Source organism: Paraburkholderia piptadeniae, from assembly GCF_900007165.1.
GTDB lineage: Bacteria > Pseudomonadota > Gammaproteobacteria > Burkholderiales > Burkholderiaceae > Paraburkholderia > Paraburkholderia piptadeniae.
Window position 1 is genome coordinate 1 of sequence record NZ_CYGY02000138.1, and the last position, 24585, is coordinate 24585.

Genomic DNA, 24585 nt, shown 5'->3' on the forward strand with positions numbered 1-24585 from the left:
ACTTCTTCACGCTGTCCAATGGCGGCTTCTACATGGCCCCGGCTGACTCGGCGCGCGTGCATGTGCGCCGGCACCTGAACGGCTACAGCGACATGATGGGCGCGGACGCCTTCGGCATCACCGTGACCCTGTTCGCCCTCTGCCACCTCGCGGAAAGAACGCTCGACGATGCCATCGCCGACCGCTATCACCAGTTGCGCGTGTTCGCCACGCAGCACGTGGAGGCCGCCAATATTCTCCGCGCAATCGACTGATCCACCGGCCCCGGCCCGCGGGGTCGGGGCTGCTCCTTTCATTGGGGGAACAGCATGAATACGCTTGCCAGCCGCTTTAGCCGTAACGCCCTCGCCCTGCGTTCGGACCGCCCACTATCGAATGACGAGATTGCGCAGGTCGCGCCGTCCATCCTTGCGCAGGCCGCACATGAAAGCCGCTCCGCGCGCTACAGCTACATCTCGACCATTGATGTGCTCGACGCCTTGCGCAAGGAAGGCTTTCAGCCCTTCATGGTTTGCCAGACACGCGTGCGCAACGAGGGAATGCGCGATTACACAAGGCACATGCTCCGGCTAAGGCATGCCGAGCAGATCAACGGCAAAGAAGCCAACGAAATCGTGCTGCTCAATGCGCACAACGGGACCTCAAGCTGTCAATTAGTGGGGGGCTGCTTCAGGTTCGTCTGTCAGAACGGCATGGTGTGCGGCGACACCATCGCCGATATCCGCGTGCCGCACAAGGGCGACGTGGTCGGCGAGGTCATCGAAGGCGCGTTCAGGATGCTCGACAGCTTCGAGGCCGCTGCAGAACAGCGCGAGGGCATGATGGCTTCGGTACTTGATGAGGGCGAGCAGACGGCCTTCGCCCGTGCGGCGCTCGCGCTACGGTACGACGAGGGCAAGCCCGCGCCGGTCACCGAACGTCAACTACTCGCGCCACGTCGCGTAGAGGATCGCGCACCGGATCTCTGGAGTACTTTCTCGCGCGTGCAGTAACGTTATGTGTAACGTTACCTGAATCATGTTGCGGTGACGCTTATGTTGCGTTGTGTTCATCGCACCGCATGAGATCGGTGTTCGTCTTCCGTTGACAACACATAAATAATAGCCCCCACTGGTCACGCATCATCATATTGATGGAGGTGCGACCATGTTTGATCATCTCTTCAAGTCATCCCTTGCTGTGGCGCTCCACGCAAATGCGCCGTACGCCGAAGAGCGAATCCGATATCTCGAACACTGCGAGCGTCGAGGCGATAAGCATCATACGGTGCGACGCAAAGCATGGGATCTGCTCTGGATCGCGCATCAGCTCAGTGAGCGCGCTGATTTGCATCTCACGGTTGATCAGTTGCGATCTTTCCTCTTCGATCCCGATCGTAAGGGAATTCGGCATCGACAGATCGACAGTTACTGGACGCGAAGGCAAACCATTAGCACGGCTCGCGGGTGGCTCCGTTACCTCGGATGTCTCGATAGGCCTGGTGTGCAGATCCCCTTTCAGTCACACCTTGACGACTACTGCAAATGGGCAACGAATGAGAGAGGGCTCGCTGAATCGACGGTCGGACTTTACGCTCGCCTCGTCACGCGATTTTTACTTTGGTACGGCCCGGGTGGGCGTTCGCTGTCCCAAGTTCGTGTCAGCGATATCGATGCGTATCTCGCATATGGCCGTCAACGAGGATGGGGGCGCTTCACCATTCGAACTGCCGTCGACGCAATGCGGGCATTCTTTCGCTTTGGAGGCTTAGCGCATTGGTGTGAGCCGTCCCTCGCCGCGGCCATTCAGGGGCCACGGATCTATTCCCTTGAGAGCTTGCCAGCTGGGCCGACGTGGGCAGACGTGTCGCGCGTTTTTGCGGGTCTCAACTCAACCGATCCGAAGGATGTCCGCGACCGTGCGATCCTCATGCTGTTGGCAATCTACGGAATGCGGGCAACCGAAGTCGCGAAGCTTCGTCTCGATGATATTGACTGGGAGCGGGATCAGCTTCGCGTGCGTCGAGCGAAACGGCAAGAACCGCAGGTCTACCCGCTTCTTCCCTCGGTTGGCAAAGCCATTGTCGATTACCTGCAGGGCGTTCGCCCAAGATCAGCTCACCGCGAGGTTTTCCTCATGCTTATGTCACCGTTCCGACCTTTGTCTGCAACGGGGATATACGGCGTGGTCTCGCCGCGATTGAAGGCGGCAGACATCCACTGCGCCCATCACGGACCACATGCGCTGCGCCACGCTTGCGCCGCCCGTCTCGTTGCGCAGGGATTATCCCTCAAGGAGATCGGTGATCATCTCGGACATCGCAGTACAGACGCAACGCGTATCTACACGAAGGTCGATCTGGCTGGCCTGCGCGAGGTGGCGGCATTTGATCTGGGAGAGTTGTCATGAAACTCGCGGATATGGTCAACGCCTATATCAATTGCGAGCGCTCGCGAGGTCTGCGTTTTCGGTCGGACATCAAGGAGCTCCGGTCTTATTGTCGCGCCATGGGAGATGTCGCCGTCGAAGAAGTCAGGCCGGAATCCGTTCTGGCATTTATCGCAGGAAGCGGTCCGGTCACCGCGCGTTGGGTGCAGAAGTATCGGATCCTTGGACGCCTGTATCGTTATGCAATCGGAAGGGGGCTGGCATCGGTATCTCCGCTCCCGGCTCAGATTCCGAGACTTCCGCCGCCATTGACGCCGCACATTTACACCATCGGGGAACTGGAGCGGCTACTGATGGCGACCTATGTCCTGCCGATGCAGGCGCTAACCATGCGCACTTTGCTGCTCCTGCTTTACGGGACAGGGATGCGTATCGGTGAAGCGCTGTCGCTCACAATACAGGATGTCGATCTTCAGATGTGTGTGCTGGTGATTCGGAACAGCAAATTCTTCAAGACGAGGATGGTGCCCATTGGTCCGCGACTCGCGATGGTGCTCGCCGATTACCTGTGGTACCGTCGCCGACGCCCGTTGCCCGCTGGTGATTCCTCGGCCTTCTTCTCAACCCGCACGGGCCATCGCCTCGACTATGGGTGGATCAGCAAGCAATTTCGCCGCGTCCGAAACGCTGCTGGCATCCGACGTGAAGACGCCGCACGTTATCAGCCCCGCATCCACGACATACGCCACACCGCGGCCGTTCACCGGGTTATCGCGTGGTATCGCGCCGGTGATGACGTCCAACGACTACTGCCGCAACTCGCAACGTACCTTGGCCATGTCAGCATTTCGTCAACGCAGCAGTACATCAGTATCACCACCGAGCTGATGCACGAGGCCAGTCTGCGTTTCGAACGCTACGCTCAACTGGAGATCCGCCATGCGTGACCATACCTTGCTCGGTCCGTGGGTGCGCCGATTCCTGCTCGAGTATCTCGTCACCGACCGTAATCTCGCTCGCAATACACAGGCCAGCTATCGTGATACGCTGGTCCTTTTGCTTCCGTATCTGAGCAAAGCCAGGAAGACGTCGGCTGATCGTCTTACGATCGACGACCTCTCGCCTTCGCTGTTGCGCTCCTTCCTCGCATACCTGGAGAAGGAGCGAGGCTGCAGCGGTGTCACGCGCAATACACGTCTTGCCGCGATACATTCACTCGCCAGGTTCATCGGCATGCATAGTCCTGAACATGTCGCCTGGAGTGCAGAAATTCGTGCGATTCCCTTCAGGAAGACGCCGAAGGCGACGCTAACGTACATGGACAAGCCAGAAATTGATGCGCTACTGCAAGTGCCTGACATTCGGACACCGGTGGGCAGACGCGACTATGCAGTGCTGCTATTCATGTACAACACTGGCGCACGTGTAGACGAAGTTGCCCATCTCACTGTCGGCGACTGCGCATTGCACGGCTCTCTGGCTGTCAGACTAGTCGGCAAGGCGAATAAGGCACGGTGGTGTCCCCTATGGCCCGACGCGGCTGACGTGCTACGACCATTTGTTGCCGGACGCGCCACCCACGACTTCGTATTCCTTAACCGGCTCGGACAGCCGTTGACACGCTTTGGAATCTATGGACTTGTTCGTCGGGTCGTTGCGCAAGCAGCAGAAACGTCACCATCTCTCGCCGCAAAGCAGATCAGCCCGCATTGCATAAGGCATTCGTGCGCGGTCCATCTGCTTCGCTCAGGCAATGACATCAACACGATTCGTGCCTGGTTGGGACACGTCTCCTTGGACTTATGTGGGGATGCCGCTTACGTGGAGCAATTCAACCGATCCTGCATCGGTCGGGAATTTCTCGCGCTACGTCTGCACATTACTTTTCGGTTCGCGCTAGCGTTGAGATCCCTCATCCATATCAAGAGGTGATCGTCATGCTTGAAGAACTCTTTGTTCGCGTCCACGCGAGATACACGTGCTCCCCGCATGCCTCCGAGCTCAACGAGTTCGCGCGATGGTTGATCAGCCACGGGTACGGGCCGCGCTACGCTCAGCGACTCGTTTTCCGTGCCATGCGCTCTCTGGATGCGTTCGATCTTCCGTCGGCCAGTCAATGGACTGATCAGCAAATCGATCGCGCGTTCCGCAATCGCTGCCAACCTCGGCTGTATCACCACGCCAGCCACGCTTTTCGTGCTTTCCTCCTCTCCGTCGATAGACTTTTACCGACGCCAGCGGAGGGCCCGAGGGCGGTACTGATTGAGCAGTTCGCCGAGTATCTTAAGGAGGTTCGGGGGTTGCGTCCACGTACCGTTTCGCAATATGTCAACGAAGTTCGTTGGTTCCTGAATGCTACGCTCGCTAATAGCTCATCGATGGATTCGATCAACGTCGACGACTTGGAACGTTACGTCAGTCGACGGTCACGTTCCATGAACCGCCACACCCTTCACTACGTCGTCGCTCAGATCCGTGTCTTTCTGGACTACTGCTCGGAGCGAGGCGTACTTCCACGGCCGATTCAATCAATCGACCTTCCTCGCGCGTTTCGACGTGATCAGCCGCCACGTGCACTCACAACAGATCTCATTGAGCAACTTCTTGCCTCTATTGACCGACATGACCGTTGCGGTTGGCGCGACTTCATGCTCTTCCACCTGATGGCCCGCTATGGTCTGAGAACAGGTGAGACGACGCGATTGACAACCGATTCGATCAACTGGGCTGCAAGGGCTCTCCGTGTTGAGCAGTACAAGACGCGAAGCTGGCTTACCCTGCCGCTGGCGAGTGAAACGATTGAGCTGCTTCACCGCTATCTTGCGGAAGGCCGACGGGCCAGCCCTTGTCGAGCACTCTTTCTCACTTCCACGGCGCCGGATCGGCCAATGACGAGCGCGGCGGTAAGCGCTGCGTTCAAGTTTCGAGCCCGCCGCAGTGGTCTTCCAATCGCCGATGCCTCTGCCTATGCCCTGCGTCATTCATTTGCAATGAGGCTGTTCGAAAGCGGCGTGAACATCAAGACTATTGGCGACCTGATGGGGCATCAAAGCCTGGAGAGCACGGCTGTTTACCTCCGCCTGAACATGAGCGCGTTGAGAGACGTCCCATTGCCCGTTCCCCAGTAACAACCAGGATCAGGAGGTCATCATGTGCGCCTTGAATCTTGAGCAGGCTGTCGAGAGCTACCTCGAGTACAAGATTTCGCTTGGTTTGCATTTCCGGCAGGAGTCCTGGTTATTGAGGCATATCCAGAAACAAATTCTCGAGAATGGCCGCGTCGAACTCGACGCAATTGCATATGAGCGCTGGAACAACAGCATCAAGAATCGGCACAGCAATACGCGGCGTAAGTGGCAACAGATCGTCTACAACTTCTGCCTCTATCGACGGCGCAGTGATCCCACTGTGTTTGTACCGGAAGCCGAAGGATTTGCCAGGAAGCGACCATACGTCACGCCCGTGATCGTTGAGCCCGAACAGATCAGTCGAATGCTCACTGTGGCCACAGGACTCTCATCATCAAACCGCAGCTTTCCGTTACGTGGGCCATGTATGCGACTCGCCGTTGTACTGCTCTACACGTGCGGACTGCGCCTGGGCGAGCTGCTGCGACTCAAGCTTTCCGACGTGGAAGAAGGCGGTAGCGTGCTGCGTATTCGTGAATCCAAATTCCATAGGTCGCGGCTCATCCCGTTGTCCGAGAGCGCAGCCGGAGAACTACGAGCCTATCTCGACACGCGTCGTGCCCTGGCCAGTACCAAAGCTGATGCGCCGCTACTGTGCAATCGCTTTGGAGGCACCTTGCATCCGTACAGTCATCCAGGCATGCAGGCCGCGCTGATAAATCTGTTTGACGCTGCCGGGGTTCGCGACGAATACGGCCGACGTCCGCGTGTGCATGACATTCGCCACAGTTTCGCCCTGCAGGCGTTGATTCGGTGGTATCGGCAACGGGCTGACGTGCAATCAAAGTTGCCGATGCTCGCGCTGTATATGGGACACACATCGATCGAATCGTCCGCGTATTACCTGAAGTGGGTGCCAACCCTTCGTCGGCTGGCTAGCACGCGCTTCGAAGAACGATTCGGCTATCTCGTAGAGGGAGAATCGCTATGAAACGCCAACTTCCAACTGACCTTGCACAGGCCATATTCCGCTTCTTTCAGGACTACCTTCCCGCCCAGCGAGGGATGAGTCTGCATACGATTCATAGTTACCGGGACAGCGTGATATTGTTTTTACGCTACCTTACCGAGCATACCGATAGGACGACAGACAAACTGCAATTGCTTGACTTCACGGCTGATCACGTGATTCGGTTCCTTGCCCATCTGGAAGCGGAGCGCAAGAACACTATTGCCACCCGGAACGTCCGGTTGGCGGCACTGCATACGTTCGCCCGCTTCCTCTGCGGTCACGATCCCGAACACATGCTCATTTTTCAGGGCGTCCTCAATATCCCGTTCAAACGTGGCGCACCGCGTGTACCGATCGATTATCTTGACGCGAATGAGGTCGAAGCGCTGCTTGCTGCGATAGACCGAGGCACCGCGACAGGTCGACGCGATTACGCATTGTTTGCGACGATGCTCAATACCGGAGCACGAGTGCAGGAGGTCCTGAATCTGAAGGCGAGAGATATCCGATTCGATCCTCCCCATCAGGTTCGCCTCACGGGTAAGGGCAACAAGGTACGCCTGTGTCCCATCTGGGAAAGCACAGCGCAGTTGCTGCACCAACTGGTACGCGATGCCGATGATTTTACGCAGTCCGATGAGTTTCTGTTTCGAAGCCGCCGTGGTGAACAGCTTACACGGTTCGGCGTTCGCTACCTTTTGCACAAATACTTGCCTGTGTCCAGCGGACAAGGATCGCGCGAAGGGGCGAGACGGCCACATCCCCACTGCCTTCGGCACACGACGGCTGTTTTCCTGCTAAAGGCCGGCGTCGACTTCGCAACGATCAGCCAGTGGTTGGGGCACGCCCAGCTCAACACCACGATGCGATACGCAAAGGCCGATATGGATCTGAAGCGGCAAGCGCTCTCTCAGGTCTTCCCCGAGGTACTAGGCGCACCCGCTATATCAGCAGTTCCGCTCGACGGTAGCCGACTGACCAGTTGGCTGCGGCGACTATAGGTTTCGCGAACCCGGCGCGGCGCGCTGCATGAACGTGGCCGCGCTGACCCATCTGGCCACCCAGAAATAATGTGCAACAAATCCGCCGTCCACATGGACTTCATACTCGAAAACTTCGCTTCTCAACGTAAGCGGCATCGCCACATAAGTCCAGGAAAACATGATTCGCGGCGGTCTGCATGGCCGCAACGCGAATGGGCGGCCCACGACCACACGCGCCGTCACCGGCATCGATCAGAACGTCAAACTTAACCGCGCCCTGTGGGTACTTGCTGACGAACTGCGCCGCATGCGCGGCTAACCGGGATGCCTGGCCTGCGGGCCGGCCTCTTCCCTGACATGGGGATATCAAATGGATACGCTCAACACCCGTCCCACGTGGCTCGCCGCGCTGCTGCCGCTACTGGCTGTCTGGCAATATGGAGACCGAAGCATCGTGCGCGGCGAACTATACCGCATGGCGTTGTCGGCTGACGCTGCCGCGCATTCCGCCGACGCACTGAAGCGCATCGCCGACATGCTCGACCTCGACACCAACGCCATTGACATGCACCTTGAGGAGCTTCGCGCGATTGCACGTTCAGCGCTCGCCACCTTCGAGCGGCTGCCGCCCTCCGCGCCGGTTGCGATGCCCATCGAAGACCGGGGCCACCTGCAATGACGACCGTCAAGAAACGTGTCCAGAACGGGTCAGCGGCGATGTGCTGGATACCTCGGTCGGCGACCACTCCATTCCTGAAATCATGCCCTTTTGCGGACCGTTTGACTTCACCTGCGAGATTGCACGTATGTCCTGCTCCGACGTGACGATTATTCACAACGGGCTGTATGAGGTGCGGATCCCTGACTGACCACCTCGCCCGCGCAACAATTGCGCGGGCCGGTGAGGCTGACATGACTAGCGTCTTGACCATTACCGGGATTGACCAGGTGATCCACTACTGTGTGCTAGGCAATCACCCGGCGTAGACGGCGCGCTCTATGCTAAACCGCGTCTGACGTTGACATGTACGGACGGATCGTCGACGAGCCCGTGCCTGGGTTCGATGTCGCCAGGTGCAAGCCCAAACAGACGGCCGCGATTCGCTTGGCGCTGTGCAGCGCAAGCTATCGCCGTGACGGCAAGGCCTGAAATCCGGGGCGGTCTTCGCGGGCCGCCCGATCGCGCATGATGCGTCGTAGGCGGGCAGCACCGGGTGCCCGCGCGGACCCTCCCTCCTGCAGGCCGGAATCGGGATAATCACGGGCATATCGCGCGCGCCGCGCGCCCGGATCGAGGCGCCTAGGGCCCGCGCCGGCAGGCATGGGGTGCGCGCCGGCGCGCCGCGGATCGCGGCGGGACGATCCGGTTCCGGCACCGGTGGACCGCCGGTCGGGGTCGTCAAGCGCCCGGTGGGCGCGTGAATCCCCCACGGCGAAGCCGTGGGGGCTGGAGTGCAATCGCATCAACCGACAACGGGAAATTTGATAGATGAACGAACGGACCACTATCCGGCCGGCGTGTCTGCGCCCAGCCCATGACTTCTGGGTCCGCCCAGAGGCCAACGAGGTGCGCGAAGTACTGCGCCTGGGAAAGCTGAGCGGCGCCGCGGCTGCTCAGCTGCTGGGGCTGGGTTCCGCCGGATCGCGCACGATCCGGCGATACACGGGAGGCGACGCCCCCATTCCGTATGCCAGTTGGGCCATTCTCTGTGATGTGGCCGGATTGGGCCGCATCTGGCGCAATCCGCCCGAAAGCGGTTCGGACACGGCAGACGACTCCGCTCAGGCGGCCGCCTCGGCACGCTTCAGTTCGCAGTTGAAAGTCTTCGACGGGGCAGAAGATGTGATTCACGCTACCTGGGCAGGCGAGCTCGAAGCGACAGTCACACACATAGCAGAATGTCGCGATGCGCTGGTGCGCATGCGACAGATTGCGCATGCGATCGCCGTATCCGCGTCCCATGGCGATGAGCTCGAAACGCTACACAAGCGCATCGCGAATGCCTACGACCAGCTGAAAGTGATCCTTGGCTGGGCGGAACTGGACTAGCAATACCTATCGGGAGTCAGACTGGGAGGTAAGGAATCGTGCGCAAGCAATGGCGCTCCGTCATCTCGGGTCTCGCCGCACGCGACGCAGTGTCGGCGTCGTAATACAGGCGTGCGATCGACTATCGGCACGCGCCGCACGAACGCACGCAGTGCAGCGGAATCCGCGTTCAGGTGCGTTGAGGGTGCTGCGGCGCAGCTGCGAGCGGTTCGCGATGGTCAAAGCGCGGCCTGCAGGTTGGACAGCGTAACCATCAACATCATCGGATCGAGCGGCGATGGCTCGAACCCGACCCGCTCATATAAAAGGTCCGTGCGTCCGTTGACAGTGCATGCACGATCAGGCCGCGAATGCCGATCGTGCTGACCGCCTGCACGACGCGCTGACCAGCATCACGTATCAGGGCCCGACCGGGCTCCCGCCCTGCAGTGAGCGGTCTTCCGCGAGGCGACCCAGCACCACCACAGGAATGAGGTCCGGGATATTGCGGCGAAAATGCCCCGGCGCGTCATCCAGGGCCACGGCGCCCGACGCGAGCGCGTAGTACGCCAGCACCCGCTGGCCGTCGCAGGCGACAAAGGTCCGGGAGGCCCCGCTTTCCGGATTTTTCAGCACGCGGTGCTTCAGCCAGTGGTCCAGACTCTCGACTCCCGAAGGGAAGGCCTCCAGCTCGTGCTGCGCGCCAAGCGGCTCGGGCGCGCGCACCGTCATGCGGGAGCATCCCAGGGCGCCGGCGTCTGCATGGTCCGGCGCAGCCGCTCAATCGGCCGCGGTGGCATGTCGAGCCGCGCCGGTAACGCCGCATCGGCGTCGGGGCTGGCCGTCATCCCACCTGGTCGAGCAGCGCCTCTTCGGCCGCCGCCCGCGCGGCGTCGAGAATGAAATCGGTGCGGTTCTTGCCGCGCGTTCTGGCGGCCCGGTCAATCAGGCCGAGGTCCTCGTGCCGGATCTGGATGTTCAGCGTTTCGCGCTTCGGCGGCGCCGGATCGCCGGTAGTCACAACAGGTCACTGACGGAAAACGCCGGTATAGCAGATCGCAATAACATCGTCATTACGATCTGCTGCAAAAGTGCGGGCGTTGACAAGCGCTCCTTGGGCGGCGATCCCGGGGCGGAGCGCGCACTCATGCGAGCCGAAATCGGCGCCACGGTGACGGCAGTATGGAGACATTGACGCTCGAAGTCAGGACCGGCCCGAAGGCAGGAGTCTTTTCATCTTCGCGTGCACGTGCGAGCCGAATGCGTCTGCGACGACCCGGTTCACTGAAAGAATATTGTCGGGGCTAAGCAAATCCCGTGATACGCCCTGCCTTTCGATAAGTCTCTGCTGGAGGCGTTGGCTGACGAAGGAATGGAAGAGGTCCCTCCGGAGGCCGCTGTCAGCAGACTCAAAGAATTCACGGCCCGCCCTGATTTCAGAATTCAGTTTGAAAGTTGCCTTTTCGGCCTCGACCTGAATGCTCGCCTGCACCATTGCTTCTGCAGCGGTACGGCCGCGGATTTCCTTCTGGGTAGCCTCCAGCTGCCTCACCTGGATGGACGCCATTCTCCGGTCGGCATCGCCTAGGCGGAAATTGCCGTCGAGCGCCCTGAAAAGATAACCCTTCGGGCTTTTCGTCACCTTACCTAGGTTCAACTTGTGCCGGGTGTACTCGATGGCCTGCTCAAGGCGCTCATCGGTCCAGACGTGGCGGTTCTTGGCGAGCATCTCAAAATCTGGCGTGTCAAACGCAAACTCGTTGTGGAGTAGGAGGTACATGTCGTCCTGGATGCCGGCCCGTGCTGCGTCTGCACCTCGCTTCTTCCTGAAACGAAATCGGATCTTGAGTTTCTCTGGCGGCATGCGCTCCGCGTTCGGTTCCCAGTTCACTTCAAAGTCGGAGACTTCATTGAGCTGAATCATTGCCGGCTCAAGAAACCGCTTCTTGAATTCCTTGACTTCCTTACGTGACTCGCCGACCTTCCCTGGCCATTCCAAGACCTCTTCATATGCGAACCACTCCGTCACCCCATGACCTTCACATGGAATGAGCCGATCGTAGATAGCACGGGCCAGCGACAGGGAGAAGGCGGTCGAAGCACGCAGGCTGAGCCAGTGCGCCTTATACGGGCTGATGAGATACTTGATTACCCTGCCGGCCAACAGGATGCAGACGACGTTGCGCTCGATGTAGCAATCACCCAGCAGACTGATCGTCCCCCACGAGTCTTTCTCGGTCAGCTCCTCGATTGATGGCGCTGTCATGATTTCCACGCGTGCCTTCGCCGCAGTTCTCATCTGTGCGATGAGATGGCTGTGATTCCGGCTGTCGTATCGCATCAACCATTTGAAGTAGTTGACGTCGGCCGTGAACGTGTACACCTTGTCATCGACAAGTTCATCTGGCGACTTCGTGGCAACGATGAAATAGGCCGCGTCCAGCACGCGGCGAGCGGCGATGCCCAGACCACCAACCCGCGTGAAAATGTTGTTGCGCAGAAAACCAATGTCCCTGCTCGCCTCGTGAATGGGTGTGCCAACCGCGGACATGTCTTCGTAGATGTCCAAGGCGAGCTGATGCGGGGTAGCGGGAGGGGTTCGATTTTCCATTCGTCAGGTTCGGCGCCAACCCCTGGCACTCTATCAGCCGGGTATCGCCTGTCAACACAAAAACCGCCCCCGACCAGACCTGATAAACCGAGCACAAAAACAGCCCCGCCCCGCTCTACTCATCACAATTTGCGACCCGGTTTTCACAAAGAACGTCCTACCCTGCCTATTTTCCGCCTGTGCGGTCACAAAAACCGTCCCACAGATCCCAAAAACCGTCCCAGAATGTCAAGATTGCATTGATTTTAAAGGATTTATTTTTCCTAGTTTGTTGGTTTGCGGGTTTTATGTTTACAAGAACCAAACAAACGAAGGAAAGGGGAGGCAGAACCTGGCCGAGATGCGGTTAGCTAAGCCTTTGAAAACACGGACAATTTTGTCATATAGCCGCGCAGCACAAAAACCGCCCTCGGGGTGCTTTTTGTGCTCTGATTCCAGCTTCGGAGGCGGGTAGCTACCGGAAACGGCAAACCGGACGCGCTGAGGCACGTCGTGCGCGTGGTTAAGCGATCCGCCGTCGAGCAAAAAAGGTCACGAAAAATCAGGGGTTTGGTGGCGGTTCTTGAGGGATGAGATAAAAAAACTGACTGATTACAACCCTGTTTACGCGGATTCGTGTATTCTGCGCTTCGACGTCAATTCAAGGGGAAAGCGCAGAATGGCTAACGTAGGCACCTTACCGATGGAAGACCGAAAGGTATCGCTTCGAGAAGTAGCGGAGTTCGCTGACAATCTCGAACCCTTCTCCGATAACTTGCGAGAGCAGATTCTCGCACCACGGCCGCGCAAGGTCGCGCCGATTTACACGATCAGCGAACTAGCCGAAATGTGCAGTCTGACGCGTCAACAAATCCAATATCTGGTGACTAGGGACGATGCAAGTCTGCCGACCGGGACGCTTAACGGCAATGGTCGCAGTCGGACGTTTACCCTGCCCGAAGTACGCGCTTGGGTAAAGATGGCTTCCGACGTTTACCAGACGCGGCTTGGAAACGAGGACGGCAACTTCAAGGGCAAGGTGCTCACTACGGCACAATTGAAAGGTGGGTCTGCGAAGACTACAACAACAGTCTGCCTCGCGCAGGCTCTGACGCTGCTCGGACGAAATGTACTTCTCATCGACCTTGATCCGCAAGCATCTGCATCGGAACTTTGCGGACTGTACGCGGAGAAGGAGATTTCCGGTGAAGATACTGTCTTGCCGTACATCTATGACCACAACATTGAGGGCGGTCTAAGTGGGAAAGTGCAGTCGACTTACTGGGACGGTCTCGACATCATCCCGGGTCATACGTTCCTGTATGGCGCGGAGTTTCTGCTGCCCGCCCGGCAGAAGACAGTTCAGGGATACCGGTTCTGGGCAGTACTGCGGCAGGGACTTGAACCGCTCCGGTCGCAGTACGACTACATACTGATCGATACGTCTCCATCATTGTCCTACATGAACCTGAACGCACTGCTCGCGGCCGATGCACTTGTGATGCCCATGATCCCGGAGAATCTGGACTTCATTAGCTCCCTGGCGTTCTGGCGCCTGTTTTCGGACGTCGCAGAAGACTTTCTTCCGTACGAGGAAGACAAAGTCTATGAATTCATTTCCATTCTGCTGTCGAAAGTGGACTACGGGAAGACGTCGTCTGCACCAGTGGTCAGACAGTGGGCGCAAAGTGCTTATGGGCGGTGGCTTGACCCATTTGAGATTCCATCGAGTTCGGTGATGAGCGGGGGAGCCCTGTCATTTTCGACGGCGCTCGATGTCGTCAGCACGCATTCGACGGCCAAGTCGTTACAGCGTGTCAGGCAGCCTATGATGCAGTACGCGCGATGGCTGGACGACATGTTTGTGAAATCCTGGAAGGAGTCGGCATGAGCAATAACATCCGCGAACAGCTGATGGCAAAGACGGCCAACCTGCCAACGCCTGCTGACTTTAAGGATGGGGGCAAGAAGGACAAAGGCGGTCGGGGACCGCAAACAATGCCTGGCATCACGAGCGCGCTTGCTGCGGCCCAACTGCGTATCCAGGAGCTGGAGTCGAAGGGCGTCGATACGGAGATCGCGGTAAGCACCATCGTACCGAATCCCTGGCAGCCGCGTCGACAATTCAACGAGGCGAAGCTCTCGGAACTGGCCCGCTCGATTGCCGAGGCTGGCTTGCTACAAGCCGTCACTGTCCGCCGGGTTGGGGAGACATTCCAGCTGGTTGCTGGTGAGCGGCGCTGGCGTGCGCACAAGCTTCTCAACCGGGAAAGCATCCGCGGTGTCGTTATAGAGTGCTCCGACGAGGACATGGCGGCCTTCGCACTCATGGAAAACGTCACCCGCGACGATCTCTCAGACTATGAGATTGCAATTGCGGTCCGTCGCGCGGAGAGCGAATTTCCGAATCGTACCCGCCTAGCGGAAGTGATGGGCGTAACCCGCAACGAACTCTACAAATTCCTGGCATTCGATGACTTGCCTGACTTTGTCAAGCGGGACCTGGACCTGAATCCGTCCGTGCTGGGTGCGAATTCGGCTCAGGATATCGCGAATGTCCTGAAGAAGACGGGAGAGGCGGGATTGAAGGCACTGAAGGAGTTATGGCCGCTCGTGCTCGGTGGTGACCTGGTGCAGACGAAGGTGGGGGCCTCCATCACGGCGCAGGTGTCGCGCGGTCTCGCGCCGAGCGACGCGGGCGGACGAAGCATCTTGAAAATCTTTGCTGGCAAGGTCCAGGCCGGCAGTATCACGAAGGATGTCAAGGGGTTGACGTTCAAGTTCAAGGCCGGGGTCATGACGGAGGAGCAGGAGAGCGAGCTTCGAGAGCACATCGGGAAGATGTTTTCGATCCGGCCGGAGTGAGCCGCGTTGTCCGATACATGTGCGGTGGGGGTGGGGTCATGGTAAGCAGGCGTGCCGGGCGGAACAACGACGCGGGCTCGCACCTGTCTCACATCCTCGCTCGTGACTAGTTCATGCGCTGCGCCCGCTAGTATAAGGACAAGAATGTATCGCATGAGGGGTGCGCTGAAGTGAGCACGTCATAAGTCCCTCGTTGATGTAACACTGAGCCTGAGCCGGTGACTGCTTGCCCGGAACTCGGCTCGATGGCACGGCGATACGTCAGATGGCAGGTCGACGGAATGCCGGTCGGGACACAGGTTAAAGCGGCGCCGCGATCCGAGCCCGCTACGTCTCACAAGGCATTTCCCGTCCGATAGGCGAAAGACGCGGCGCGGCAGCGGCAATCTGCACTCCTCATCCGCCAGGAGATGCCACGTTTCTCAGCGCAGCGCCCTGTCCCTCGACGAATCCCAAGCGGTGCTACGGCGCTGCGCAAGGGAGATGTGGCCCATGCGAACTGCCGCGATTGAAGCGGCCAAACCCGACGGGAAGTGTTCTAATTCGAACAACCCAAGTCGCTGGGTTGCCGCCCACCTTCGGCGTTCTAATTAGAACACGCGCAGAATGTCCTTGCTCGCCGTGTGCCTGTAGGACTTCAGCAGCGCATATTAGTTCTGCAGCGTTGATTTGGGGGTTGCGAGGGTTGCAACACCGTACTCATCATCACCGCGGGTGACGTCCCACCCGATCGCGCGTCGTCGGCGAAGCCGTAACGCTGGGTCAGCAGTCAGCCAGCGTAGGAGCGAACGGACCTGTTGTACTCCAAGTCTCGGCAACGCCCCGCGTGCCTGATCACGTGGATATCGGCCATCGAGCGTTGTACGACTCTGCCAGGTGGGATGGTCGTGCGCAGCGTCGCACAACCACGGTTCGAGGCGTGGCCGCGCACCTGTTCTATTTAGAACACTCGCAAGCGTTCTTTTCAGGTATCAGGCTTGATGATTGGCAGCGGACCCCAGTGTTCTAATTAGAACACTCACGCATTCAGGGCGTTCGTCACGGTCAGCGCTCGTGCCGCGCCGACGCGAAGGAAGTAGCCGATATGATCTGCAGATTTGTGAGCCGCTGGATGGTCTGCCCAGTTCGAGCTTACACTGATGAGAAGCACTTTTGAGTGGGCTTGTCCGCGAGCGGCCAGTGCATGGTGCAATGCCGGATCGGAGCCTGAGTCTTGCGTCTCACGGACTTTCCAGTCCTTTCACGAATTTCGCCCTATCTTGCGTTTCGGTCGCGCAAGGCAGGGACAACGCAATCGCACTCGTGCCCGTTTGTCCCCGGCACCCGGGAGGTCCTTCAGACGGGCGGTCTCTGACAGCGGCTTATGTCTGATCAGGTCGGCGATGGACCGCGGACCCGTCTAGCGCCGCATTAAAAAACCGCTCGACCGCCCGGTACTGCCGCGCCGCGTCGCCCTTCGTATAGCAAGTGGTGGTCGCCAGACTCGCGTGTCCCAGCCCCGACTGAACGTCGCGCAGATTGCTGCCCGCATCGAGCGCGTGGTTGGCGTGCGTGTGGCGCAACCAGCGGGTGCTGGCGCGTCGTAGTTCGGTCGCGGCCCCCGGATTGGCGCCCTCCAGCTGCTGCGCTGCGCGTTCGAAAATCCGCTTGTACAGACGCGCCAGCGCGTCTGGCGTCAGCGGCAGGCCCGTTTTCAGGTGGGCGATGAGGGGCGTCGCGCCGGGTGCGGTCTCGAGCGTGAGCGGGGTCGGGCGGCGCTGCAGCGTGCGCGAGAGCGCGTCCATCAGCCGGTGCGGTATCGGCACCTGACGTGCGCGCCGGCCCTTGCCTTCCACCTGCAGCGCCCAGGCGTCATCCAGCGCGGCGTCGAGGACCTTGCGGGACAGGGCGCCCGTGGTCGCGGCGACCAGTTCCGCGCGGCGCAGTCCCGTCGCATAGGCGAGCAGCAGCGCGAAATGGTCGCGCTGCTCCGCCGGCGAGGGGGCTGGCCGGCTGACCGTCTGCAGCACAAGGCGCCACTGCGCGTGCGTCAGTGTGCGTCCCGTTGCGTCGAGCGCCGGCCTCGCGCTGCCGACCTTCGGAAGGTCGTGGAACGGGTTGACCCGCAGGTATTGCTGCCCGACCAGCCAGTTGAACATGGCCGACAGCAGCTTGCGGGCGATTTCACGGCTGTTTTCCGGCAGCGGCTTGGCAAAGGGCCGCCACGCGGGATCGAACCGTTCTGCCTTGCCGTTGCCGATCCACCGCTTTGCCGGCTGCGGATCTGCCAGAAAGCCGTTGACGTACTCGCCGACATCCTCCGCATGCAGCGACGACACCGGCTTGCCCTTGACCATCAGGGTCCACAGCAGCAGGCGTTCTGCCTCGCGCCGATAGGCCCGCGCGGTGTGCGCACTGCGGGCGCCGGCGATCGCTATCCAGGCCTGAATGGCGTCCAGATCGGTCGTGATTGTCGCCTGATGTGCAGGCAGCGGCGCCCGATTGAGACCGTGCGAGCCATCCAGTTCCGATGGGACCCGCAGCGATTCCAGCGGCACGACGTCGACTGATGTCCCCAACCGGGGTGGTCGCGCGAGTGCGGGATGGCCCGCCGGGAACTGCCGGCGCGGCGTGAGCGCGAGCGGCGGAAGCTCGCCCACTGACCCGGCATGCAGCGCAAGCCAGGCCGTAATGCGCTGCGCGCCCTTGGGCCCGAGCCGGGGCACGGCGGTGTACCAGCGCTGCCGCCGCTGGCGGATCAGCGTGAGCAGATCGGCGAGCGTGGTCTGCCCCGCCGCGGCGAGGCGGGCGGCGACTGCGGGCTCGAACCAGCCGTCGAGCGGGTGGTCAGGGATGGGCGCCTCGGCGAGGGTTGATTCCATGCGGGCGAGCGCCGCAGTCTGACGCGCACGCAGCCGTGCATTGCGGACGATTTTCCGGTCGACGCGCGGCGACGCCGCAGGCGGGAAGTCGGCACGGTACAGCTCGAGCAGTTCCGCTTCGCCATAGACGCAGTCCGGGTCCACCTGCTCGCGGTACGCCTCCAGCGTCGGAACGTCATCGCGGCCATGCAGGTCGGCTGCCGGAATGCTGCCGGGTTTCAGGCGCAGCAGGTGAGCCGCCTCGGTGTCGCGCGCGCGTCGCGCAGCGGCGGCCAGCGCATCGCGCAGTGTCGCGATGAGCCGCCGTGTCGCGCGTACGTCGGTCGCCGCGTCGCCATAACTGCGGTGCAGCTGCTCGACGGACACACCATCGAGGTAGCCGCGGTACAGCGTGAAGTGCTGCCGGGTGAGTCGCATCGGTCGTCGCCTCAGTGGGTGAAGCCGTCCCGGATCAGACCTGCCAGTCTGTCGTGGTCGGCGGCGAACCGTGCGCGGCCCGCGGTGTCCTCCGGTCCCACCAGCCCCCTTGCCAGGCTGAACCACAGGGCCAGCGCGCCCAGCGCGCCCAGCGCGAAGTCGTGGTGCAGGCGGCGCCTGCCGGCGCGCGTGGCCTCGCGCGCGATGAATTCGTGCAGTTCATGTTCGGTGCGCGCGGTCAGCCGGGCGTAGTCATAGCTGGGAATCAGGTGCGTTCGGGCGGCCATATTGGTGGTGCGCGGCCTCGCGGACCGGAAATTATTCTTGTCAATCAATCACTTGGACGCATCCTATCATCCAGTTCCTGAACTGACAACGAAAAACGGCATTCGTGATAACTCCGGTTATCAGATGTGGCGATTGTTGTGTGGTCGGCACCACTGTTTGTACTTGCAGCGCAGGCGATTTTTCCTATGTTGATAGCAGCGAGCGCCGCTGCGGCAACCTCACGCCGGTCCGAGAGGCAGGCGTGGCGCAGGGAGACAGCGATGGTCCGGGGAATTGCGGCACTATGTCTCGCACTGCTCCTGACAGACGGCTGCGCACAAAGCATGAACACAAACCGGGGCACGCTCAATCCGGACTTTCTGGTGAATGGCGTGCTAAGCAACTCTCTCTCGGGCACCACGTTCGTGCCGCGAAAGGGAAAGAACTACGTCCCCAACCGGGGACGCGAAAGCGGCCTCTGGGACATCACGAACGAACTGTCGGGCGCAGGCGCGGTGAAGGGCTCGGGCACGCAGAGTGCCCCCTGTTTCCGGGCCGCCCGCTTCTGGCGCCCCCGCATCCGTCACCAACGACATTACGTCCGGACCTAGACCAAACAACGATCTTCTCCGCGGCTTTACACTTACGGGCACGCACGCGCAGCCGGTCCGGCCGAAAGTGGCGCCAAAGCGGACAGGAGCGAACGGCCGCTACGACGTCGTGCGCGTATTCTTCGGCACGGACCGGGTCGTATCCGCTCCGACAGATGGTCCGCCGCAATTCACGAGTGACTATGCGCCAACCGTAACTCAGCGTGGATGTCAGCATCCCGCGCAATCATGGAACCGCCGCCATTGAGTCGCCGTCCGTGCTGCGGATGGAGTTTCACGGTGACCCCGACCGCGACGTGTCGATCCTTCAAGTTGCGCTTGGCCCATACGAGCAGTTCCGCGCGGGAATGCGCACGAAGGCATTAAACGCGTGGACGCTGAGCGTGCTGCTGTTCATTCACGGCTACAACGTCAGCTTTGAGGACGCGGCGATGCGCACCGCGCAGATGGCGTACGACCTTGACTTCGCGGGCGCACCGGTATTCTTCATGGCCGTCGCGGGATAGGCCAATTTGCTATTTCGAGGACGAGCAGTCGATCGAACGCGCCGAGGGCGACATCGAGCAGTTCGTCATGGGGGTCCTCTCGGCCTCGCCGAGTGCCTATCTGTATGTCATCGCGTACAGCATGGGCAAGCGCGGCTTGACGCGCGCCCTGGTGAGCTTTGCCCGCAACCACCCGGACGAGGCCTACCGGCTGCGTGAGGTGGTGCTTGCTGCGCCGGAAATCGACACCGATGTTTTCGTCAATCAGATCGCGCCCGGTCTGATCGCGATTGGATGATACAGAGGAAAATAGCGGCTCCAAAATGGTGCCCGTTGAGCTGCACAACGAAAGTGGCCGCATCCGTCAATCAGTGCGGCGCGCTCTGTGAAACGGTGGCCGCGCTGCGGCGGCCGCCGGTTTCCCTGTTCAGTTTTCGCTGATTTCCGCGTGACTGGCCGGCTCGTGTCGTATCACTCCTGTACCGCCTGACGGCGCTCGTTGAATGTGATACGGATTCTTTGACAGGGGCCGCTTTCCGATAGGTGCGCGTCTACGGGAGTCTTTACGCGTGCTGGTGCGTGGCGGCTCGCGGGCCGGGACTCCGGCGAGAATGTGGTGCTGCTGAAGGGGATCGGGACGATCGACGTAACCAATCTCGATATGGATTTGACGGGCCACTCGTATGTCGGCGACCGGCGCGATCCTCTCGGATCTCTACTACATCATCCAAGCCGACACGCGGCCCAGCAAACGGTTCGGCCTCTCACACAAGACGCGGAACGGGAGCGATTACTGGGTTTTCAACCGCTAACCTCGGGTCTACCGGATACGTCGACCGTAAGGAATTGTCGTCGCCTGTGCTGAGCACGGGTACGGATCAGCTCTTGGGAATACGCGTGACGCGGTGTGGTGCGCTGCAGCCGGCTGAATGGCCGGCCGCGGCTCGCAGCCTGCGCCTGCCTTCCTCGTTCGCGCGCTCGCGCGAGGACAGCACTGCGAGTTGCATCATGGCTAGTGAACTGACGACGCCCACGATCACCAGCGCGATGTCTTTGCGCACCTTGGCGCGCCTCACGAGGTCACGATGATTCCTTAGCCCAGCTATAGCGCATTTGGGAAACGCTGCACCGGATCGGTGGCGAGTCGGAGCTGGCTGACCACTACCTACGCCTGCTGGTCGCCGCGCGCAGCAATGCCATGATCGCGGTAGAAAACTACCTGCAGACGGCGGAATTGCTGGTTGAACAGCTGGAGAGGCAACCAGCCCGGACCAGCGAGCCGAGTGGCGCGAGGCCCTGCTGCAGCGCCTGTACGAACTCGTCGACGTGGCCGGGCTCATGACCGACGAAGCAGAACTGCGCTTCGCCGGGGCAAAGAACCCGCTTCCGATACCGTGCCCCCGTCGATTCTCGACCTTTAGGTCGTTCGGAGATCGTCACAGACACCTTCAGCAATCCGGCTGGCCAATCCGGCGATCGCTCGACCACGGCTGCATCTACTTTTACTCCCAGAACGCATTGAGTTTTACTTCAGCGGACGCCGAGGCTCGATTTTCGAGTGGAAGACACACTTGCTTTGATCGAGCGCCAACTTACAGCGATCGGCGATCGCGAGCATAGGTGAATAGTATATCTAACTAATTATGAGTGGTTAATGGCGAACCGTCGCCGTGCCATGATTTCATTTTCAACAAATGCGTTAAGAATTCGATGCATATTGCATGTGCTTATGCAACAATTTGTAACGATGCTCCCCTTCGTCGCTTAACATTGTCCACACTAGTTGCTCCTCTTGCGAACTTGGGCAGTCTGATGTTAGAGATCAATGAACTGCATACTGATGATTTTCTCACTGTTCGATTTGGACTCCTTACGCCTGCTTGGACGGTGACGAGCGACAGCGATTCCGTCCAACTCGCTGATGCGCACGGCTATCGATGCGCTGCTGTGCCAGTCGACTCAAACAGCATTTCGCAAATACGCAAGTTGCACGATGGCGTCGGATGTGTTGTATGCAAGGTCAATATATTCGGCAGGTCCCTTACCCTGTATCTGTACGGGAAAAAAGTTTGCGAGCATACCTGGCACGGCGTTGCGGCCTCTCATCGCAACATCGACTTCGCGCACGATGTAGTTCGGTTGGTACAACCAGAGGTTCCTAGGAAAGTCGTGAATATTCGTGACGTTTGAACAAGCCTCGATTCGAAACTCAACGAATCGCATGACCTAGTTGCGGGTGTAAACGGATGAAGAGCAAGAAAGTCTTTGACGAATTCGATAGGCACTTCGGGACTTCCAGTCCAGTCTGGCAATTCTCCTCGTCTAGCGACGAGCTGGTACTGTCTCGGGCAGGCGGCGAGCAAGAGCCACAACTTTCCATCCCCTTGAACGGCGAGCAGGCTGCCTCCATCCGTGACGTGACTGGCGCGACAACAGTGTTGCTTCTCAACGTGCGGCTGTTTGGGCGAAATGTTGAATTGCAGCTAGTCGGCAAGAAGATCAGTGAGGCGCATTGGGCGGGCGTAGCAGCGGCGCTTTGCGATGCGGAAACGGTAGCAAGGAATTCGATGGACGCGTTGGCCTTTGCGGAGGGAATTATTTCGGAGGTGAACGCCGTCGTTGTTGTGCTGGACAAGGAAGGCACGATTCACCGCTTCAACAAGATGGCCGAGGAATATGCCGGCCGCAAAGAGGCTGATGTAATCGGAAAAAACGCCCAAAGACTTTTCATGACGCCGGACGAAGGTGAGTCGTCCCGGCGGAACATTACCCGGTTTTTTGAGCGTGGCCAGCCCTACGACGTTGAGAGGAACGTTCAGACTGTGAACGGCTCGCGGCGATTTCTCTTTCGCAACAGATTTATCGGCGCTGGAAATAGTGGCAGTGCCGAATGTATCGTCTGCTCGGGAATCGAAATTCCGGAAGTCGTTGATAGCGACGCCGTTGTGAGGACGGGCGATCGGCGCACCGCGTTGGGGGAGGCATACTGCCTCGACGTTTTGAAGAGGGTCATGGACTGGGCGGCGATGGTCGATGGAGCGCGGGCTTTATTGGCCTCGGTTGAAGAGGGTTCTGGTGACGCGGGATCGCTCGCTCACGCGAAACGTCTTGCCGCAAGCGCCGTAAAAGATGCGTACGGACTATATGAAGAAATCGATGCGCGCCTGACCGTCGGACCGCATCGGGGCCAATGACGGAGCCGCGCTGCCTATTTCACTTCCCCTTGCTCGCAGTGCCCTTGCGTGCCTCGCGTTTACGGTCTGGCTCTTGCGAGTCAACAGCATCCATCTGTGGTCTGCGCGCCTGACCTCGGCGCCGGGCTGCGACGATGTTCTGCACGAACTCTTCGACTGAGCGGAGCTCACTCTCCGACAATCCTTCCAGCCAGTCTGGGGAGGGCCTACCGCCCGTAACCGGTCCTTTCCCAAGAGCCAGCCATACTGGGTTGACGCCATACAGCAACGCGAGCGAAACGGTGAAGCTGGACCCGGTGCCCTTGAGCTCAAGCTCAGCGAGATTGCTCTGCGCAATTCCGACGTGCATCTCTACCTGTTTTTGGGTGAGCCCTCTGTTCTTGCGCGCACGGAGCAAGCGCTCTCCGAAAGGGGTGCGCCCCTGTTTAGAATTTTCCATGCGACAAAGATAGAGTAGCTGAATATCGGTTTTCCGCTTGACGCAAATATCGGTTTTCCGCTATCGTTCCTTCATGAACTGTCAGATCGTCGTTGATCGATTGACGAACCGAGCGCGTGGTGGCGTTACTCAACTCAAGCTCGTGAGGCTTTGCGGATGCGGGTAGTCGACCATCAGTGATCCGCTGCGCGGTGTAACGGAGCGGCCAAATGCAAATCTGGGGCTGCGCCTTCTTGAGCTTCACGCTGCGCTCGCGCCCGGAGCGGAGGAGGAAGCGTGATTGATTTTGCCACTCTCGCGCACGAATGTGCGCCGACCGTGCAGGCAGCTACCTTGCAGGCGATTGTCCGTACGGAGTCGGCTTTTAATCCACTGGCAGTTGGCGTCGTTGGAGGTCATCTGCAGAGACAGCCGAAGACTCTTGAAGAGGCGCTTGCAACGGTTCGTGCGCTGGCTGCCCGTGGCATAGATTTCAGTTTGGGAATTGGGCAGGTCAACCGGTTCAATCTTTCCCGGTACGAGGTGACGTACGAAACCGCTTTTGACCCATGTGCCAACCTGCGGGTCGCTGGCGCCATTCTGCACGACTGCTACCAGCGTGCAAGCGCTTCGTACGGACGGGGCGAACGTGCGCTGCGGGGGGCGATCAGTTGCTACTACAGCGGTAACTTCGTTCGTGGCGAGCGGGTTGAGTCCGGCGGATCCAGCTATGTGCAGCGTGTCGTCGCCAATGCGCAGACGACGGTAGGTAAGGCCAACCTTGTTTCGGCGATACCCGTGATCATGGACCGGCCAGCTGGCCCTACAACGCAGGTTATCGCCGGAAAGGTTAAGTCCAGCCCCTCTCAACGGGACGTTAGACCGCAGCGCCATGACGCGCCGCATCCGCCGTGGGATGCCTTTGGCGACTTCGACTGTGATAGCGACGCGTGCAAATGATCTGACTGGCCGCGCCGCGGCGTTCGTTTGAAAGAGAGAAGCCATGTTTCGAAAAATCAAATTCTGTGCCATCAAGTTAGCACGACTAAAAGATGATGCAGCATGCATTATCTGCGCTGCAAAGTCAACGCTGCTCGGCGCAGCACTGCTTGCGCCCGAACTTGCCTTGGCCGGAGGCGGTCTTGATTCGGCGACTGAGGGTGCGAATACGTTCAAGATCTGGCTGTACTCGTTCCTCGGTGTCTGTGCTTCATGTGTGCTGCTTTGGAAAGGTGCCGAATGCTGGGCCGATCGTTCGCACTGGAGCGAGTTCGTCACGCTCGGCGGCAAGGTCGCGGTGGTCGGTGCGGTGGTCGGCGTGCTCGCGCCGTACCTGTGGAACCTGTTTACCTGAGCGC

At 59.8% G+C, this 24585-nt stretch carries 24 protein-coding genes and 3 pseudogenes; 19 read left to right on the forward strand and 8 right to left on the reverse strand.

Going from position 1 to position 24585, the window contains the following annotated elements; translation table 11 throughout:
• The 11 genes and pseudogenes from BN2476_RS42615 to BN2476_RS50065 all read left to right on the forward strand — a co-directional run.
• On the forward strand, positions 1-254 hold a 254-nt coding region (locus BN2476_RS42615; protein ID WP_143811215.1), incomplete at its 5' end, for an antirestriction protein.
• 54 nt (positions 255-308) lie between these two features.
• A pseudogene (locus tag BN2476_RS42620) lies at positions 309-989 on the forward strand (DUF932 domain-containing protein); the annotation flags it as partial.
• 157 nt (positions 990-1146) lie between these two features.
• A complete protein-coding gene (locus tag BN2476_RS42625; RefSeq protein WP_087740142.1) occupies positions 1147-2388 on the forward strand; it encodes a site-specific integrase in 1242 nt (413 codons plus the stop codon).
• Positions 2385-3314: a tyrosine-type recombinase/integrase gene (locus BN2476_RS42630; RefSeq protein ID WP_087740143.1), complete on the forward strand. Its 930-nt coding sequence runs from the start codon at positions 2385-2387 to the stop codon at positions 3312-3314. Before BN2476_RS42625 ends, BN2476_RS42630 begins: the two co-directional genes overlap by 4 nt.
• Positions 3307-4299 (forward strand): tyrosine-type recombinase/integrase, encoded by a 993-nt coding sequence (locus BN2476_RS42635; RefSeq protein ID WP_235851224.1) that lies wholly within the window; start codon positions 3307-3309, stop codon positions 4297-4299. The genes BN2476_RS42630 and BN2476_RS42635 overlap by 8 nt, the downstream gene beginning before the upstream one ends.
• Before the next feature lie 5 nt (positions 4300-4304).
• A complete protein-coding gene (locus tag BN2476_RS47845; RefSeq protein WP_160111871.1) occupies positions 4305-5495 on the forward strand; it encodes a tyrosine-type recombinase/integrase in 1191 nt (396 codons plus the stop codon).
• Positions 5496-5517: 22 nt separating this feature from the next.
• Positions 5518-6486 (forward strand): tyrosine-type recombinase/integrase, encoded by a 969-nt coding sequence (locus BN2476_RS42645; protein ID WP_087740144.1) that lies wholly within the window; start codon positions 5518-5520, stop codon positions 6484-6486.
• Positions 6483-7508 carry a tyrosine-type recombinase/integrase gene (locus tag BN2476_RS42650; protein WP_087740145.1) on the forward strand — a complete coding sequence of 342 codons (1026 nt, stop codon included), beginning with the start codon at positions 6483-6485 and terminating at the stop codon, positions 7506-7508. Before BN2476_RS42645 ends, BN2476_RS42650 begins: the two co-directional genes overlap by 4 nt.
• Positions 7509-7656: 148 nt before the next feature.
• Positions 7657-7809: pseudogene (locus BN2476_RS46915) on the forward strand (DUF932 domain-containing protein); the annotation flags it as partial.
• A gap of 51 nt (positions 7810-7860) precedes the next feature.
• Entirely contained in the window at positions 7861-8169 is a 309-nt protein-coding gene (locus BN2476_RS42660) for a hypothetical protein (protein ID WP_087740146.1), read from the forward strand.
• Positions 8170-8979: 810 nt separating this feature from the next.
• On the forward strand, positions 8980-9540 hold the full coding sequence (locus tag BN2476_RS50065; protein ID WP_407670901.1) for a hypothetical protein: 561 nt from the start codon (positions 8980-8982) through the stop codon (positions 9538-9540).
• A 399-nt stretch (positions 9541-9939) separates the two neighbouring features.
• Here the strand turns inward: BN2476_RS50065 and BN2476_RS49030 are convergent, their stop codons facing one another.
• The 3 genes from BN2476_RS49030 to BN2476_RS42680 form a co-directional block, all read right to left on the reverse strand.
• Positions 9940-10251, reverse strand: a complete 312-nt coding sequence (locus BN2476_RS49030; protein WP_227747144.1) for a hypothetical protein — start codon at positions 10249-10251, stop codon at positions 9940-9942.
• A 112-nt stretch (positions 10252-10363) separates the two neighbouring features.
• Positions 10364-10540, reverse strand: a complete 177-nt coding sequence (locus tag BN2476_RS49610) for a type II toxin -antitoxin system TacA 1-like antitoxin (RefSeq protein WP_321574805.1) — start codon at positions 10538-10540, stop codon at positions 10364-10366.
• Between the two features lie 183 nt (positions 10541-10723).
• Positions 10724-12088: a replication initiation protein gene (locus BN2476_RS42680; RefSeq protein ID WP_227747143.1), complete on the reverse strand. Its 1365-nt coding sequence runs from the start codon at positions 12086-12088 to the stop codon at positions 10724-10726.
• A 700-nt stretch (positions 12089-12788) separates the two neighbouring features.
• On the opposite strand from BN2476_RS42680, the gene BN2476_RS42685 reads away from it, so the two are divergent.
• Positions 12789-14000, forward strand: a complete 1212-nt coding sequence (locus BN2476_RS42685; RefSeq protein WP_087740148.1) for a ParA family protein — start codon at positions 12789-12791, stop codon at positions 13998-14000.
• Positions 13997-14974: a ParB/RepB/Spo0J family partition protein gene (locus tag BN2476_RS42690; RefSeq protein WP_087740149.1), complete on the forward strand. Its 978-nt coding sequence runs from the start codon at positions 13997-13999 to the stop codon at positions 14972-14974. Before BN2476_RS42685 ends, BN2476_RS42690 begins: the two co-directional genes overlap by 4 nt.
• Before the next feature lie 1361 nt (positions 14975-16335).
• Here the strand turns inward: BN2476_RS42690 and BN2476_RS42695 are convergent.
• The gene (locus BN2476_RS42695; protein ID WP_087740150.1) at positions 16336-18252 is read right to left on the reverse strand and encodes a site-specific integrase; all 1917 of its coding nucleotides are present in this window, start codon (positions 18250-18252) and stop codon (positions 16336-16338) included.
• A gap of 11 nt (positions 18253-18263) precedes the next feature.
• A complete protein-coding gene (locus tag BN2476_RS42700; RefSeq protein WP_143811217.1) occupies positions 18264-18587 on the reverse strand; it encodes a hypothetical protein in 324 nt (107 codons plus the stop codon).
• Positions 18588-18863: 276 nt separating this feature from the next.
• Here BN2476_RS42700 and BN2476_RS46215 point away from each other — a divergent pair, with 276 nt between their 5' ends.
• A complete protein-coding gene (locus tag BN2476_RS46215) occupies positions 18864-19130 on the forward strand; it encodes a hypothetical protein (RefSeq protein WP_143811218.1) in 267 nt (88 codons plus the stop codon).
• Positions 19131-19561: 431 nt separating this feature from the next.
• Positions 19562-19913: pseudogene (locus BN2476_RS42715) on the forward strand (alpha/beta hydrolase).
• 580 nt (positions 19914-20493) lie between these two features.
• Here the strand turns inward: BN2476_RS42715 and BN2476_RS42720 are convergent.
• Complete coding sequence (locus BN2476_RS42720) at positions 20494-20676, reverse strand: hypothetical protein (protein WP_143811219.1); 183 nt, start codon at positions 20674-20676, stop codon at positions 20494-20496.
• A 751-nt stretch (positions 20677-21427) separates the two neighbouring features.
• Here BN2476_RS42720 and BN2476_RS50125 point away from each other — a divergent pair.
• On the forward strand, positions 21428-21805 hold the full coding sequence (locus BN2476_RS50125; RefSeq protein ID WP_087740156.1) for a hypothetical protein: 378 nt from the start codon (positions 21428-21430) through the stop codon (positions 21803-21805).
• A 56-nt stretch (positions 21806-21861) separates the two neighbouring features.
• Positions 21862-22809 (forward strand): PAS domain S-box protein, encoded by a 948-nt coding sequence (locus tag BN2476_RS42730; protein ID WP_087740157.1) that lies wholly within the window; start codon positions 21862-21864, stop codon positions 22807-22809.
• A gap of 19 nt (positions 22810-22828) precedes the next feature.
• On the opposite strand, the gene BN2476_RS42735 is transcribed toward BN2476_RS42730, so the two are convergent.
• Both BN2476_RS42735 and BN2476_RS46220 read right to left on the reverse strand, forming a co-directional pair.
• Complete coding sequence (locus BN2476_RS42735) at positions 22829-23248, reverse strand: helix-turn-helix domain-containing protein (RefSeq protein WP_087740158.1); 420 nt, start codon at positions 23246-23248, stop codon at positions 22829-22831.
• Positions 23235-23492 (reverse strand): hypothetical protein, encoded by a 258-nt coding sequence (locus BN2476_RS46220; RefSeq protein WP_143811220.1) that lies wholly within the window; start codon positions 23490-23492, stop codon positions 23235-23237. Before BN2476_RS46220 ends, BN2476_RS42735 begins: the two co-directional genes overlap by 14 nt.
• A 32-nt stretch (positions 23493-23524) precedes the next feature.
• Between BN2476_RS46220 and BN2476_RS42740 the strand changes: the two genes are divergently transcribed.
• A complete protein-coding gene (locus BN2476_RS42740; protein WP_087740159.1) occupies positions 23525-24187 on the forward strand; it encodes a lytic transglycosylase domain-containing protein in 663 nt (220 codons plus the stop codon).
• A 43-nt stretch (positions 24188-24230) separates the two neighbouring features.
• Positions 24231-24581, forward strand: coding sequence for a hypothetical protein (locus BN2476_RS42745; RefSeq protein ID WP_087740160.1), 351 nt, complete (start codon positions 24231-24233; stop codon positions 24579-24581).
• Positions 24582-24585 lie beyond the last annotated feature (4 nt).

What these genes read in the sequence shown, in the direction of transcription:
- BN2476_RS42625 (WP_087740142.1), top strand. Translation starts at nt 1,147, where the DNA reads ATGTTTGATCATCTCTTCAAGTCATCCCTTGCTGTGGCGCTCCACGCA.
- BN2476_RS42630 (WP_087740143.1), top strand. Translation starts at nt 2,385, where the DNA reads ATGAAACTCGCGGATATGGTCAACGCCTATATCAATTGCGAGCGCTCG.
- BN2476_RS42635 (WP_235851224.1), top strand. Translation starts at nt 3,307, where the DNA reads ATGCGTGACCATACCTTGCTCGGTCCGTGGGTGCGCCGATTCCTGCTC.
- BN2476_RS47845 (WP_160111871.1), top strand. Translation starts at nt 4,305, where the DNA reads ATGCTTGAAGAACTCTTTGTTCGCGTCCACGCGAGATACACGTGCTCC.
- BN2476_RS42645 (WP_087740144.1), top strand. Translation starts at nt 5,518, where the DNA reads ATGTGCGCCTTGAATCTTGAGCAGGCTGTCGAGAGCTACCTCGAGTAC.
- BN2476_RS42650 (WP_087740145.1), top strand. Translation starts at nt 6,483, where the DNA reads ATGAAACGCCAACTTCCAACTGACCTTGCACAGGCCATATTCCGCTTC.
- BN2476_RS42660 (WP_087740146.1), top strand. Translation starts at nt 7,861, where the DNA reads ATGGATACGCTCAACACCCGTCCCACGTGGCTCGCCGCGCTGCTGCCG.
- BN2476_RS50065 (WP_407670901.1), top strand. Translation starts at nt 8,980, where the DNA reads ATGAACGAACGGACCACTATCCGGCCGGCGTGTCTGCGCCCAGCCCAT.
- BN2476_RS49030 (WP_227747144.1), bottom strand. Translation starts at nt 10,251, where the DNA reads ATGACGGTGCGCGCGCCCGAGCCGCTTGGCGCGCAGCACGAGCTGGAG.
- BN2476_RS42685 (WP_087740148.1), top strand. Translation starts at nt 12,789, where the DNA reads ATGGCTAACGTAGGCACCTTACCGATGGAAGACCGAAAGGTATCGCTT.
- BN2476_RS42690 (WP_087740149.1), top strand. Translation starts at nt 13,997, where the DNA reads ATGAGCAATAACATCCGCGAACAGCTGATGGCAAAGACGGCCAACCTG.
- BN2476_RS42695 (WP_087740150.1), bottom strand. Translation starts at nt 18,252, where the DNA reads ATGCGACTCACCCGGCAGCACTTCACGCTGTACCGCGGCTACCTCGAT.
- BN2476_RS46215 (WP_143811218.1), top strand. Translation starts at nt 18,864, where the DNA reads ATGAACACAAACCGGGGCACGCTCAATCCGGACTTTCTGGTGAATGGC.
- BN2476_RS50125 (WP_087740156.1), top strand. Translation starts at nt 21,428, where the DNA reads ATGTTAGAGATCAATGAACTGCATACTGATGATTTTCTCACTGTTCGA.
- BN2476_RS42730 (WP_087740157.1), top strand. Translation starts at nt 21,862, where the DNA reads ATGAAGAGCAAGAAAGTCTTTGACGAATTCGATAGGCACTTCGGGACT.
- BN2476_RS42735 (WP_087740158.1), bottom strand. Translation starts at nt 23,248, where the DNA reads ATGGAAAATTCTAAACAGGGGCGCACCCCTTTCGGAGAGCGCTTGCTC.
- BN2476_RS42745 (WP_087740160.1), top strand. Translation starts at nt 24,231, where the DNA reads ATGTTTCGAAAAATCAAATTCTGTGCCATCAAGTTAGCACGACTAAAA.